This is a genomic window from Leclercia sp. LSNIH3, from assembly GCF_002935105.1.
GTDB lineage: Bacteria > Pseudomonadota > Gammaproteobacteria > Enterobacterales > Enterobacteriaceae > Enterobacter > Enterobacter adecarboxylatus.
On record NZ_CP026391.1, the window covers coordinates 65,925 to 79,769 of the forward strand.

General features: G+C 42.8%; 10 protein-coding genes and 1 pseudogene. All 11 read left to right on the forward strand.

The window, feature by feature from the left end; genetic code table 11:
- Nucleotides 1-17 precede the first annotated feature (17 nt).
- The 11 genes and pseudogenes from C3F35_RS25025 (at nucleotide 18) to C3F35_RS25080 (ending at nucleotide 13,801) form a co-directional block, all read left to right on the forward strand.
- Nucleotides 18-335: a type IV conjugative transfer system protein TraL gene (locus C3F35_RS25025; RefSeq protein ID WP_022652151.1), complete on the forward strand. Its 318-nt coding sequence runs from the start codon at nucleotides 18-20 to the stop codon at nucleotides 333-335.
- A gap of 11 nt (nucleotides 336-346) precedes the next feature.
- A complete protein-coding gene (locus C3F35_RS25030) occupies nucleotides 347-1,132 on the forward strand; it encodes a TraE/TraK family type IV conjugative transfer system protein (protein WP_022652152.1) in 786 nt (261 codons plus the stop codon).
- A 2-nt stretch (nucleotides 1,133-1,134) separates the two neighbouring features.
- Nucleotides 1,135-2,373, forward strand: coding sequence for a TraK domain-containing protein (locus C3F35_RS25035; protein ID WP_015063103.1), 1,239 nt, complete (start codon nucleotides 1,135-1,137; stop codon nucleotides 2,371-2,373).
- 1 nt (nucleotide 2,374) lies between these two features.
- A complete protein-coding gene (gene htdO / locus C3F35_RS25040; RefSeq protein WP_015063104.1) occupies nucleotides 2,375-2,815 on the forward strand; it encodes a plasmid transfer protein HtdO in 441 nt (146 codons plus the stop codon).
- A complete protein-coding gene (gene trhB / locus C3F35_RS25045; RefSeq protein ID WP_022652153.1) occupies nucleotides 2,805-4,163 on the forward strand; it encodes an IncHI-type conjugal transfer protein TrhB in 1,359 nt (452 codons plus the stop codon). The genes htdO and trhB overlap by 11 nt, the downstream gene beginning before the upstream one ends.
- An 8-nt stretch (nucleotides 4,164-4,171) precedes the next feature.
- Complete coding sequence (locus C3F35_RS25050) at nucleotides 4,172-4,678, forward strand: hypothetical protein (protein ID WP_015063106.1); 507 nt, start codon at nucleotides 4,172-4,174, stop codon at nucleotides 4,676-4,678.
- A gap of 105 nt (nucleotides 4,679-4,783) precedes the next feature.
- A complete protein-coding gene (gene htdT / locus C3F35_RS25055; RefSeq protein WP_185757620.1) occupies nucleotides 4,784-5,536 on the forward strand; it encodes a protein-disulfide isomerase HtdT in 753 nt (250 codons plus the stop codon).
- A 9-nt stretch (nucleotides 5,537-5,545) separates the two neighbouring features.
- A complete protein-coding gene (locus C3F35_RS25060) occupies nucleotides 5,546-6,496 on the forward strand; it encodes a TraV family lipoprotein (RefSeq protein WP_015063108.1) in 951 nt (316 codons plus the stop codon).
- 8 nt (nucleotides 6,497-6,504) lie between these two features.
- Nucleotides 6,505-9,186: pseudogene (gene trhC, locus C3F35_RS25065) on the forward strand (IncHI-type conjugal transfer ATPase TrhC).
- 2,360 nt (nucleotides 9,187-11,546) lie between these two features.
- Complete coding sequence (locus tag C3F35_RS25075; RefSeq protein WP_015063110.1) at nucleotides 11,547-12,800, forward strand: ParA family protein; 1,254 nt, start codon at nucleotides 11,547-11,549, stop codon at nucleotides 12,798-12,800.
- The gene (locus C3F35_RS25080) at nucleotides 12,797-13,801 is read left to right on the forward strand and encodes a ParB family protein (protein ID WP_022652164.1); all 1,005 of its coding nucleotides are present in this window, start codon (nucleotides 12,797-12,799) and stop codon (nucleotides 13,799-13,801) included. Before C3F35_RS25075 ends, C3F35_RS25080 begins: the two co-directional genes overlap by 4 nt.
- Nucleotides 13,802-13,845 lie beyond the last annotated feature (44 nt).

Here is a 13,845-nt window from a genome sequence, read left to right on the forward strand (position 1 = left end):
CCCTCTCTGGAGTTTTTATGACAAGTCAGTACGAGGTACCTCCACATACCTATCGTTTCCCTTACAGAATTAATATGCCTTTGTTGATTCTATTCTGGGATGCAAAGCAATTGGGTATAACATTCGTGACTATCGCGAGTGGTAATATTTTTGATTTCTTTATAACTTCTGTAGTTGTTGCGGTTGTGTTTTGGTTTGCATATAAAAAAGCAGCTGAAGAAGGAGTTAGAGGAAAACTCAAACACAAACTGTGGTGGTTCGGCTTGTTTCCAGGGAAATCAGTGTTTAGTAGTCGTTACTTTACCGATCCATTTATCAGAAACCTCTATTCTTGATGGAGCTAAGAATGAAACTTCTCAGCAAGCTTAAAATTCCATTCATTAAAAGTGCCAGTAATGGCGATTTTGATAAAAAGGACGAGACTTCGCAAAATGGAGGCGAAGACTCAAAAGGACGCTTTCGGGATTCTAAAGCTCGCTTTAGTAAAGAGATTGAAGCTTCTGAAATTGGAATTACTTATAGTGCATTGATTAAACGTGACGAAAAACTCTTACGTGTGAATTCAATTGCTATATTAGTCATCGCAGTTTTAGTGGTAAAAAATCAATTTCTTACCGATCCTGTGACTATTGTGCTTCCGCCTAATATGACGGAAGAAGTTAAAGTTGTGGGAAATAAAGCCTCAGAGTCATATAAAACTCAATGGGCCTTATTCTTCAGTACTTTAATTGGGAACATAAACCCAACAAACATAGGCTTTGTAACAACAACCATATTGGATGCGCTTTCTCCGGATTTACAGGCGAAAACCCGTGAGTCATTACAGCAGCAGACCAATATTATGCAAGCTCGTGGTGTTGAACAGTCATTTAAACCGATCGATATGTATTATGACACCAAAAATGACATGGTCTATGTCTGGGGAACGAAATCAACGCGTTTGATTAATGTTCCGGACAAAACAGAATCATCAAAATGGACGTTTGAATGGGTGCTGGGTATGAAAAACGGACGACCACGCATAGCCTATGTAAATCAGTATTCTGGTACACCAAATATTAAGAAAATTACAATCAACGGCAAAGAACAACTGGCAACACTCGATAATCCCCCGCCGTCTACAGGTAACTAATTATGACTTCTAAAAAGGGCTTTCGCTGTCACGCGATTACAGCAATGATCTTGCTGGCAACTTCGAATGTAGTCTTTGCTGAAGACTATCAGTTACCGGCGACAGTAAATAACCCGGTTGTTATGCCTGTCGGGGCAGATGAATTTCAGAATGGTGTGAAAAATGCGATTATTAAAGAATCTGGCACCGGCCCCGCGCCTGAGACGTCACAAGCAACAAAACCGACCACTGAACTACCAAGTCTTTCACCTGCAAGTAGTGCCTCCCCAGCTGTCAATGAGATAACTGGCGCATTGTCAAAAAACCCTACGCTTGTCGGTTATCAGCAACAGGTTAAATCCGGAAATTTTGATAGTTACGGAAGACCGGCAGGGAAAGAGCCTCAACAAAATGCACAAAGCACCGGGGCCCCTTCAAAAGCAGATGAGTTATATGTAGAGGCTCGTAATCGCTACAAAGAAGTGCAGCGAGTAAACGTCCCACCGGGTGGGAATATTGTACTGCCAGTTTCACGGGGTCTGCAAAACAGAATTTCAACTTCATTTAAAAACGCATCTGTAAGTACTTCAACGCCAGGTGATGAAGCCAGTATTTTCGTTAACGGCGGCGATGTATTTATTTCAACAAACACGGATAAGCCAATTGGAATAATGCTTTCAGAAGATTCAGTGCCTGAATCGACTTATAACCTGACACTGGTTCCACTGGATGTTCCTGGTGCAATGATTTCGGTCACAACTTCTTTGAGCCCGACAATGCAGGCGAAACGTGAGACATCTTTGGATAAACATAATTATGATGAGATGCTGGCACGATCCCAGTCAGAAGAGTTGGCACCATCTGACCCTCGTCAGGATGACCATAAACAGCGGATCATTGATTTACTGACTCCGGTTGCGCTAGGTGAGGTTCCTTCTGGTTTTAGTTTACAAGAAGACCGCTTGTCACGTATACCGAGCTCAGAGCAGTCCCCGTGTAATTTCAATATGTATTCAAAGTTAGGGCAAAGACTTGTGGGATCTAGGGAATTGATAGATGTCATTCTTGTTAAAAATGACAAGCCTTACGGACAAGTTGTCGCTGATCAGCAATGTATAACTGAAGGAGTAATTGCAAGTGCTTTGTTCGATAAAGCATTTCTTCAGCCTGGAGAGGAAACCGAGCTTTACATTGTGCGGGATAAATTATTTAAAGAGCGCCAGACTCGTGTAACCACACGACCAAGCCTGATTAAAAGATAAAATGAGAAAAGCTACTTTTCTTACAGGGGTCTCATTTGGACTAGTCGTTTTTTTGGGTACCAGTTATTACTACCAAACTGAGTACATTCCAAAAGGAACAGTGAATATAGTTCCCGATGACCACCGACCGGGTGAGACAGTTGACGATGCGTTTGAAGAACATACGATAATTATAAGCGACCCTACCCTTGCGCAAAAATTCGTTGGAAGCTCAACCGAGTTTGAAAGTCGGCGCGGAGTTAAGGAAATTAAAGAAGTTGGTTCGCTTAATAATGGTAAGGATTTTGCCCCTGTTGAATCCGATAATTCAGGATTGAATTTTAAAGATAAATGGCCCAGGGCGGGTGAACCTTATATCGTGCCTCAGATGACAGAAAACGAACGAAATTTGAAAGTTAAGCGCTTCCAGCAACCAAAGAGTGGAGTTAATAATGGACATTAAAAATGCCTGGGAAAATAAAACTGTCAGAATCTCAGTAATTGGTGCTGCGTTGATTGTATTGATTATCGTTATTAGTCAATCAATTTTTTCCACTCCGGTTAAAAAAGAGAAGAAAACCCAGAAAAAAGATATGCAAACTGGGTTCCTGATTGATGATTCACAAATGACTAAGCTGAGTAACGAGGAAAGCCAGAAGACTTATAACGAAATGGTCAGGCAGAACCGCATTGATCAGAATGCGGCAAAGGCAGATCGTGATAAAGCTGAAAAGGCCCAGCAAGAAAGCAAAGTACAGATTGCCAACCTTGCTTCACAAGTCCAGCAGCTCTCGACGCAGTTGACTGACATGCAGACCTCACGAAACGGTAATCGTAATCTCGACGCAGGTGGGTCACGCAAAAACGTCAATGAGCAGGCCCCAGCAACGCCATACCAGCTAAATCCAAATGCTGCGGTGAATGGGGCTAGTTCCGGATACGCTCCGATCACACCGACCCGAAATAGCCCAATGCGGACTATCACGCAGAGTTCAATTAAGACAAATGGTTCTGATGGTGTCATTCAGGTTATGCCGATATCCGAAAGCCGGATAAGAGAGGGGCGTGAGGTCGTTGCTGGCGGTGACAAAGCCCCGACACGAACTATTCGCGGCGACGGGACCGCTCCTGTAGACAGTAAAGCTCGGCATGCGGCACGTAAAGACGAAATGTTTCTCCCAGCGACGTCAATTATCACAGGGGTGCTAATTAATGGTCTGGAAGCCCCAACGAGTCTGTCGTCTAAAGCTGAACCCATGCCAGTCACTATGCGTATTAAAAAAGACATCATCATGCCAAACAATTTCACGATGGATTTGCGGGATTGTAATTTGTTGGGTTCAGCTGTGGGTGATCTGGCGTCACAGCGAGCATACATTCGGGCAACATCAATATCTTGTGTGAACTCGAAAGGAAAAGCTTTCGACGTCAAACTGGAAGCATACGCAGTTAGTGAAAATGACGGGAAAAATGGTATTCGTGGAAATCTGATAAGTAGAAATGGAAATGCGATCGCAGGTTCTGCTTTTGCAGGAGGCCTGTCAGCACTGGCTGGTAGTCTGAGCCCATCTAAGGTGTCTTCGTTAAATATCGATCCTAACTCAACGGCTGAATACCAATCGCCGAACATCGGGGCATTAGGAGCGTTGGCCGGAGCCGGAGCAGCTCAGGGCGGTCTAAACCGTCTTGTGGACTACTACACATCAATTGCTGAGCAGCAGTGGCCAATAGTCGAAGTTAGCCCAGGGCGCCCAATTACGTTTATCGTTCAATCAGGCGCAACAATACCTACAAACCTGACGAGTCGCTGAGGTTAATTATGGAAAATAACATTGAACCAGGAACAAAAAGTGATTCTGCTGAAAACGTGAAGCTTGAGGCGGCTAAACCTGTTGGGGGTATACGTACAACCAAAAAAGTAACTTTGGAAATAGATATCGAGAAAACCCTCAAGTATTTGATGCTAGCTGGCCTAGCTGTGCTTTTCGTGATCTATGGATACAAGGGGGCGAGTTTTGTTTATGAAAGCGTCAAAGCAATGTCGAATCCGTCCTACCAAATTGCAGTACTTGATATGCAAACTTTAAGGAAAGAATTTAATAAGCAGAATCCTGAGCCGGATTTGGTACAGTCTAAAAACAACTTTGAAAATTACTTTAAAGCATTAATGAAAGTTTACCGTTCTCGTGGCTATTTGGTTATTGATGCATCATTAGCAGTAACAATTCCAGATAATGTTCAAATAGTCTCTTATATCGACCTTGGTGGAAGTTTTGGTGAGGTACAATCTCTACAAGGCGAAACAAAAGAAAGTGAGATACGATAATTGAAAAAGTTACTTTTATCTCTGCTGGTCTCTATGATCACAGTGTGTCCACCCCTTACAAATGCTGCTGAAAATGTATTAAACAACACTGATGCAGCTGCATTAATGGAAAAAGCAAAAGAAGGTGGAGTGTCCACGAAACCTTTAGAGGGCGTACTGGCGAAAATGCAAAGCTATAAGCCTAAAGATGTTATTTACATCCCGACTGGAGGTCTTTATCTGTTCCAGGATGAACGTTCGCAGTTGATGGCTGTGACCACTGATGGACGTTATACAATAACGGGTGGTAGCGTCATGGACATTCTTCAGAGAAAGTCAGTCTTATCCGTAGAAGATGTACGAAAATCCTACTTTATTAATTTAGACGACGCCCCCTTTCCTCTTGATACTGTGGCATTGATCCCTTTAGGAAACCCAAAACTAAAAAGACAAGCCGCTATTTTTATCACGCTTGATTGTGATGGTTGCCAAGATTTAATAAAAAAATTCTATGACGAAAGAGAAAAATACCGGGTTGACATCATTTTAATCCCCTCCCCCGGTGAGCCAAAGCAAGAATTACGTCAACTATGGTGCAGTAAAGAAAAAGGCAAAGTGAATGACCTTGATATCTTGCGTTGGCTTATGGGAAATAAGACCGATATAGAACAAAGGCTCCTGACAAAAAAAGAGGCAGAAACATGTCCGGCTGAGCCATTGGTAGGATCTCTGATGCTGGCAGGTATTTATAAATTACAGGGCGTACCTTCAGTTGTGAGACAAGACGGACTTGCCGGTAATGGCATACCGAAAGATTTTGATTCATGGTTAAAACAAAGTGTCGAACCCTTACTCAAAAACCCATTTGCTACTAATTAAGGTAATGAAATGAACATTAAAAAAGTTATTTTCAGCGCTCTGGTTGTTGGTTCATCTTCATACCTAGCGGGTTGTACTATCGGCAGCTCAGAATCAGAATGTCCGGGAATTGAAAAAGGGGTCGTTTGTAAAGGCCCTCGTGAAGTTATGGAACTAACGAATAACCGTGATGATCTTTCCGGCCTTGCGGAGGAAGAAGCTAATTCGGGAAAGGAGAAATCGGCTGTCAATGACAGCCAGTACCCTGCCCAAATTTCGCCGCCTGGCGCTGTGCAATACCCTAAGTCTGCCGTCTTGGTAAATAAGCCTGTGACATACAAGACGACGCAAATTAAACCTGCTGGCCAAGTCCCCGTTATGTACGATGAGACATTAAAAATGGGCGCGCCAACATCAACAATCGGGCCACGGCCGATAAGCGGCGTTCCAGTTAATTCTAATGTAAGGATGACAACGAGCTACAGCTCAACAGGTGCATCCGGTAACCCTTTTATCCATCCGACTGCTGATGTCATGAAGCAAACAACACAGGTTGTATCTCCGGCACCTGTACCGCGCTACGTTGCGCCAAATTCCGATATCAGTGCTAGTAAAGACCTTTACTCCGTTAATAATGGACAGCCTGTAAACCCTACGCTCAGCTCTGGCCAGATCCAGCAATACCGTACACAAGGGTATAAACAGGCTGTGGTAGCTCCAGAACCGCTTGCTGTACTTCAGCAAGGCCGCGTCATGAGAATCACCTTTGCACCATACACGGACGATAATGACGCTTTAAACCTGCCTGGCTTTGTCTATGTGAATGTCAAACCCCAAACTTGGATTGCGGGTAAAAATTCGACATCAAATCCGGCGCGAATAGTTCCTTTGCAAGTTCAGGATGCCGCTCGTGAAAATATGCAACAGCAACAGCGAGCAACGAAAGCAGTTTCGTCTAACGGTATTATCAGACAACTCTGAGGTCGCGAATGAAATCTGCTAACATCTATAATAAAGAATTAAGTCGCCACCAGTTTGGTGGGTTTATTCCTGTATACGACCAGATTCCTGGCACGAATTATTTTCTAATAGACGGTAATCGGCTTGGGTTTATGTTTATTTGTAACCCCTCACCTGGTGTTTTTGATAATCAGCAGGATGTGTTAGCTGAATTATTTAAAATGGATTTTCCTACTGACACTATCTGTCAGACCTCATTAACAGCACTGCCGGACCTGACCTTGCATTTAAGTGCCTGGTCGGCAGTTCGTGGTGGTCGAATGGAAGGACATGATAAGCTTAAGGGGGACTTACTCACGGCCTACCAGCTGGATTATTATGATAGAAGTCTAAATGAACCCTTAAAACCGGATCATGATAAATTAATGCTTCGTGACTTTCAGATCTGGATGTCATTTTCTATTCCGTTGAAATCTGCGCTTCCTACTGAAATTGAAATTAATCGCATCGATGCACTGTACTCTGACCTAATCAGTAAGTTGAACACACTGGGCCTTTTTCCACATAAAGTTAGCGCCGAAAACTGGCTTTATTGCATGGATAAATTAATGCATCCGGGAAAAACATCACGTTGGGCTGAAGGTCATGTTGAAGTCAACACTATGAGGCGTCTTAACGAACAGCTAAATGTTCCGGGGCGAAAATATACAGTAACTGAAAATAATTTTTCATCTACAACGCAGAGTACTGATGTTTCTGAACATCGTTATTTCAAACAATTATCTGTGGTCAAGTTCCCAGAACATGTAAATTTTGGAAGCATGTATGAACTTGTAGTGAATTGGATGAATGGGCGTAAAACTATATTTAGCCCATTTATGATAACTCAAACAGTCCATTTCGCCGATCCCTTAAAATTAGCTAGAGATAACGTCAGATATAAGGCAATTACTAACAAACAAGCTAGTATCCCAACCGTCTTAACGTTTTGTCCAAGACTGAAGGACATGGATAATGATTACATGGCGGTAACACGTGAACTGGAAGATGGGGCCCGTCTTTTACACAGTTATCTGACATTTACCGTCATGGGGAATTCAGCATTAGATGTCCAGTCTGCCGCAGACCAGTTAAAATCATTTTATCTGGAAAGTCGCGTTAAAGTGGCTGATGATTCATAGATCATCTTTCCATCTTTTGTCTCTTGCCTTCCAATGTGTAATGACCCCAAGACGATACTAGATCTGGACCGTTTTGAGGTAGTCAGTAATACTGGTGCAGCGCATATGACCCCTCTATTCGGCCCATGGAAAGGTAATACTGACAGACCTGTACTTAACCTCGTCTCACGAGAGGGCCAGCTGTTGGGGCTTGATATCTTCAAGACTTCTGCCAGCTATAATATGGTTGTTGGGGCGACTTCTGGTGCAGGCAAATCGTTCTGGGTTGCATACATCATTAATAACTATCTTGGTGCAGGGCCGCGTTCTAATAATCTGATCCATTATCGTGATACTTTTGAAGGTTTCAAAAACAATGCTTATGATGCATTTGACCCTGATGGAGCCCAGATTTTTGTAGTTGACGTTGGTCGCTCGTATCAGGGTATTTCGGAGCAATATACAAATAGTCAGTTTATAGATTTTGGTAAAAAGCCTGATTTTACTCTGAATCCGTTCGCATTTTTGACCGATGTCACTGTTGCAGACCGAGTTTTTGATGAAGCGCCTGTTTTCAATGACGACTCAAATAATAACGATGAAGAAAAGGATAAAGTTGCACAGACCATTATGGTCCTGAATCAGTTAAAAATAATGGCATCTGAAAAAGGAAATATTGACGACTTTCAACAATCGGTCATGCTTCAACTGATTGGTGATGAATATAACGAATCACGTAAAGTCGGAAGTACAGGCTCTATTACAGGATTTGCACGCCGCTGTTCTGCCCATGAAGATAAGCGTATTAAAGATATCGGTGAGCAATTAGGGCAATGGTGTGAAGGAGGCATTTACGGAAATCGATTTACCGAAAAGCTCCCGCCAATAAACTTCGGTAGTCGGTTTATAGTTCTTGAGCTTGAAGAGTTGAAGGGTACCCCTCACCTCCAGACAGTCGTGCTCATGTCGATCATTCAAGCTGCTCAGCATGCAATGTTTATCAAAAAGGACGGTCGCCGCCGGTTGTTCATCCTTGATGAGGCATGGGAGTATATTCGCCCGGATAATGCTTCAGGCTCCAGTAATCAGTCAAATCAGTTTTTCTCATCTTTCCTTGAAGCTGCCTGGCGCCGATTCAGGAAAACGAACTGTGCTGGTATTTGTATTACCCAGTCCTTTGAAGATTACTTCACCTCCTCGGTAGGTCGAGCCCTGACGGCCAACTCGCCGTGGAAGATCATCATGAAGCAGGAAAAGGAGAGCATAGAAGCCATGAAGGCTAATAACTACTTCTCCACGACTGATGCTGTATATGAGCGTATGAAAAACATACGAACGATAAAGCGTGCATTTTCTGAGATGCTCGTCCGATTCGAGAATTTCCAGGAGATATGTCGCCTCTATGTAGACAGGAAAATGGAGCTTTGTTTTACGACTGACAGTACCGACCGTGGAAAGCTATGGGAAATACAAAGCCGTCTTGATTGCTCTTACGGCGAAGCAATTGAGATACTGTATGAACAGGAAGTTGCTAGCAATGCAGCTGCATAACGTTTAAGTAGTACTGGATACCTCATCTTTACTGGATGAGGTATCCGTACTTTACTCAAAATACAGGTTTTTAACTGTGTTACACTGCCCTCCCCCGCAACAATTGTTCAGGTTCAGAATTTCTGGATCGAATTAACTCCCCTAAATATCCCTAAATATCCCTAAATTTTATTTGTAGATACTGTTGATTGGCTTCTCTGGGGCTTCTACTTAAGTTGATTGGTGATGTAGCTTTTATACGGCTGATGTTTAATCATGCTCGGCCTGTGCTGAGCTAAATTTCCTGCCTTGGATACGGATGTTGTGGTTGCAAGTGATAACCAAATTTGTCGCGCTACTGTATATTAGATATAAACACTATCTTTATGGTTAGCTAAGCAACCCATAATTTCTTATGTATCGATTTAAAGTTTGGTAAGGCATTGAAAAACAAACAATAACTCATGTCTTGTTGGTTTGTTTAACAAGTTAGAGATAATATTTGTGAGTTGGTTTCTTTTTGTTTTGTTAGTCAATTTTCGTATTTGTGGTTATCTAAACCAACCATAACTATTAAGTTGCAGTTTTGTTTTGAACTAAAATGAAATGCCTTCTATTTAGGTTGGTATAGTCAACCATTTTCAGCTTCAAGTGATTACTAGAATATGGTTAATCGAGATGTTGTAACTGGTTGCTATCTGTAAAACAAGCGTAGTGCCATTTACCAAAAAACCTGAAATTCGCATCTTGAAATTGGGGAAGTTTATTCCTAATAAAACAATTTACTGACGATCCAACCAATTCGCTCCGCCGGGTATGTGCGCCTTAATCTCCAAAATTGGTATATAAACACCTTAAAGTTTATCCCGGGTGTTGAGTAACATTGCTTTGCATAATTTAGCCAAAGGGTTATAGGCTCAGATTCGGCGTGCTTTCTTAGTATTCTGAATGCCATCTTTTGGATCACGAGGTAAGCAGGAAGGATTTAGTTCATTCCTGAATGGCGCCTTAGCCGTCGAAAATTTTGCGGGGGCCTGGCATATTCTACTCTTTTGCCCGGTATTAGAGTCCAGGCTTTAAATTCCAACAAAGTTCTAGCACACCGAAACCTTATTTCGAAAACACTAGAAAAGGTAAAGGAAATTAAATGTTAGTAACATAGAGATAATTAGAACGGCCTACGAGATTTCAGAAGAAGTAATCTGCACAAGTCTCCACAACTTTTGTGAGAACGCCCTCTTATTTTGCTGCGAAGAATTAACATTATTGTCTGGGTTCACGCCGAACCACACGGTACTCTTTCAGTCTGTGCGCTTCAGACCGGACGTCGTCTAACCAGCTTCCCATAAATATGTAGATTTATGTTTGCACCATAAGTCATTACCACTAACGTTAGAGAGGTCCAACCCGCGTTTCATATTTCAACTTTGTACTTTTCAGTTCTTACAACCAAACTTTAATGTTGTTTTGCTTTTATCGTAGGTCATGTATAGATCCCTCCCGGGAACTGATTCATATAACCCCTTAATCGCCAGCTCTAGGCGGGATACTGTCCGGGTGCCGGAACACATTTAACCCCCTTAATCGCCAGCCCAGGGCGGGATGCTGTTCGGGTGCCTGTATATTTAACCCCCTTAATCGCCAGCTCAGGGCGGGATACTGTTCGGGTGCCTGAATATTTAACCCCCTTAATCGCCAGCTCAAGGCGGATACTGTCCAGGTGCCGGAACATTTAACCCCTTTAATCGCCAGCCCAGCGCGGGATACTGTCGGAGCGGCGGTACATTGAACCCTCTTAATCGCCAGCTCAAGGCCGAATTCTGTCCGGGTGCCGGAGCATTCAACCTCCTTAATCGCCAGCCCAGGGCGGGATGCTGTTTGGGTGCGGGAACATTTAACCCCCTTAATCGCCAGCCAAGGGAGGGACGCTGTCCGGGTGTCGGAACATTTAACCCCCTTAATCGCCAGCCAAGGGAGGGACGCTGTCCGGGTGTCGGAACATTTAACCCCCTTAATCGCCAGCCCAGGGCGGGATGCTGTTTGAGTGCCGGAACATTTAACCCCGTTAATCGCCAGCCCAAAAAGAGATGCTTTTGAATACAGGGGAATTGACGTTAGTTGCCACATAGCTGACTCTTGTTAAGTCGGTAGTTTGCTATCGCCAATGTTGAAAGTCATTCCTTATAACTCTCTTTTTACACATAACAAAGTAAACCGATGAGGCTGATATCCCATAATCGACGAAAAAGAAACAGAACGTTAGCGTATAGTTAGAATTACGGTTACAATTAAACGCATAAGGCACGAATGTACGCATTATGCGTAAAGTGTACATATATGCGTTTAATTTCATTATTTAGGTTAAAAGGGATCGGAAGAGAATGAATCTAATTGATAAGATCGCCCTTGTCGGTCAACGAATGAAGAGCGAGCAGATTTCCCTGAAGGAGTCATTATTGGTCTCTTCAAGGGTTTCGGTCTCGGATGATAGTGTTGAAGGTGTAGATCGCCTCATCTATAACCATTGTTTGAATAAAAAAAATCTGTCAGATTTTTTTGGCAAGTCACGCGTCACCTTTAATAAAATCCTTGCCGATCTTGAAGATAGAGGTCTGGTTGGTGCTCCTATCTTTCAGAACAAAAACCATCTCTATACCAGGTGGGACGTCCAAAAAATCATGGATGCTCTGGGCTGTCCTCGGTACAGCGACTATTACCATAGCCGTGCAATCGTAACGCAGAACCATAAGGGCGGCACGGGTAAGAGTACAACTTCAGGGGCTCTTGCTGTAGCCGCAGCGCTTGATATGCATCTAAACGCAAGGACACTTTTGATCGAATGGGATCCACAAGGCTCAATTGGTAGCGGGATGATACAAAGTGTAGCGGAAGATGATGTTTTCCTCACTGCTATTGACGCCATCTTAGGGGTTTATGAAGAGGACTCAGATTACAAAAAATACCTTGATTTAGGGTATTCGGAAGAAGAAATCATTGAGAGTATGCCTTTTTCGACACACCTACCGAATCTTGATGTTATTACAGCATTTCCTACAGATGCGCGATTTAAAGATAAATACTGGCAGTGTTCCAGAGAAGAACGAACAGAGCTATTACTTCGATTCAAAGAAGTTATTCTGCCTGTTTTGAAGAAAAAATACGGCCTGATTATCATCGATACTCCACCAGAGGATTCGCCAATCACTTGGGCAGCTGATGAAGCCGCTGATGGCATTCTTGTTGCCGTATCACCTCGTGAATACGATTATGCTTCCACAACTGATTTCATGTTGACCATCAGCGAGCGTTTCAAACAATCGCCGAGCAAGGGCGAAAATCTGAGGTGGTTCAAAGTGCTGGCTGTTAACGTAGACGATAAGAGTCCATATGAAAAAATTGTTCTGGATAAACTGGTAAGAACAGTGCAGGAACTCTTTATGTCTGCAAATATTAAAAATTCCGAAGCGTTTAAAGCCGCAGCATCAAGGGGCAGAACCGTATTGGATATTAAAAAGTCTGAAGAGCTTTGCTCACCTAAGCAGCTTGATGTGGCTGAAGAATCTGTAATGGCGGTCTACCAGCAATTTATAAATGAGATTAAGAGTTTTTCTGTGAAAGAAAGGAGTAACGCATGAGTGATGAGCAGCATATCGGGAATGACAAATCCCGTTATATTAATGCACCTAAGCGTACTGAAGTCAGCCATCGCTCCGGGCTTCCAGGCCTGAAATCACAGCCTCGACTGAGGAAGCTGTTTGCTTTACATAATGGACGTAAGCTGGAAGCTGAACACATCATTGTACCGGCTGAGAAGGTGGAACTGGAAACCGCAGTACACCCTATGAACCCACGAAACCAGGAAGCTCTCACTGTAAATGCAGTTCGAGATATCCTGGAACAAATTAAGGTACGTGGTGTTGATACAGAAGGCGTTGCTGTCAAACGAAATGGGGTGTATCTGCTTATAGAGGGCAGTCGTAGGCGTTTCTGTTGTATTCAATCTGCGAAGGATTTGCCACTATGGGTGTTGCCGGATGAATTATCCCCGGAAGATATTAATTCCATCATTACAGCAGCACAGACATCACGGAGATTTTCTTACCGTGAAGTTGGATTCCAGTATTTACAGAAAATGAAAGACCTTGGATTTGCAACTAATGAAGAGCTTGCTAATTATCTCGGAATCAGCCATGTATCTGTTTCTAAGCGTATCCAGGCGGCGAAGATAGATAATTCTCTTATTGCTCTCTTTCCTGACTATGAAGGTATTCCTAACTCGTATTACAATCGCTTATCCCGACTACAGAAGTACGTCGAAAAGAATTTATTCTCTCTTGAGGAAGTTGTAGATAATGTTCGGGAGGAAATAAGGAGCTTGGATGTAACCGATATTTCCGAAGCACAGAAGACAGTAATAGATAAAATTACTACAGTAGTTGAACAGCTTGACATAAAACCTCCTAGCAAGGGGTGGGAAACTCGTGAATTAGCCGTGTTTGATAATAAAGATAAATATGCAAGGATTAGCAAAAATGCGTCTGGAAGAAAAATTAGGTTTGAATTTAATAGAATTAATAGCGAATTGATCGCAGAAATTGAGGAGTTTATAAAATCGAAGTTGAAAGAAAAAGAATAATTAAATTTTGCATTAACCCGCATCGCAAGGATGCGGATTTATTA

What these genes read in the sequence shown, in the direction of transcription:
- C3F35_RS25025 (WP_022652151.1), top strand. Translation starts at nt 18, where the DNA reads ATGACAAGTCAGTACGAGGTACCTCCACATACCTATCGTTTCCCTTAC.
- C3F35_RS25030 (WP_022652152.1), top strand. Translation starts at nt 347, where the DNA reads ATGAAACTTCTCAGCAAGCTTAAAATTCCATTCATTAAAAGTGCCAGT.
- C3F35_RS25035 (WP_015063103.1), top strand. Translation starts at nt 1,135, where the DNA reads ATGACTTCTAAAAAGGGCTTTCGCTGTCACGCGATTACAGCAATGATC.
- htdO (WP_015063104.1), top strand. Translation starts at nt 2,375, where the DNA reads ATGAGAAAAGCTACTTTTCTTACAGGGGTCTCATTTGGACTAGTCGTT.
- trhB (WP_022652153.1), top strand. Translation starts at nt 2,805, where the DNA reads ATGGACATTAAAAATGCCTGGGAAAATAAAACTGTCAGAATCTCAGTA.
- C3F35_RS25050 (WP_015063106.1), top strand. Translation starts at nt 4,172, where the DNA reads ATGGAAAATAACATTGAACCAGGAACAAAAAGTGATTCTGCTGAAAAC.
- htdT (WP_185757620.1), top strand. Translation starts at nt 4,784, where the DNA reads ATGGAAAAAGCAAAAGAAGGTGGAGTGTCCACGAAACCTTTAGAGGGC.
- C3F35_RS25060 (WP_015063108.1), top strand. Translation starts at nt 5,546, where the DNA reads ATGAACATTAAAAAAGTTATTTTCAGCGCTCTGGTTGTTGGTTCATCT.
- C3F35_RS25075 (WP_015063110.1), top strand. Translation starts at nt 11,547, where the DNA reads ATGAATCTAATTGATAAGATCGCCCTTGTCGGTCAACGAATGAAGAGC.
- C3F35_RS25080 (WP_022652164.1), top strand. Translation starts at nt 12,797, where the DNA reads ATGAGTGATGAGCAGCATATCGGGAATGACAAATCCCGTTATATTAAT.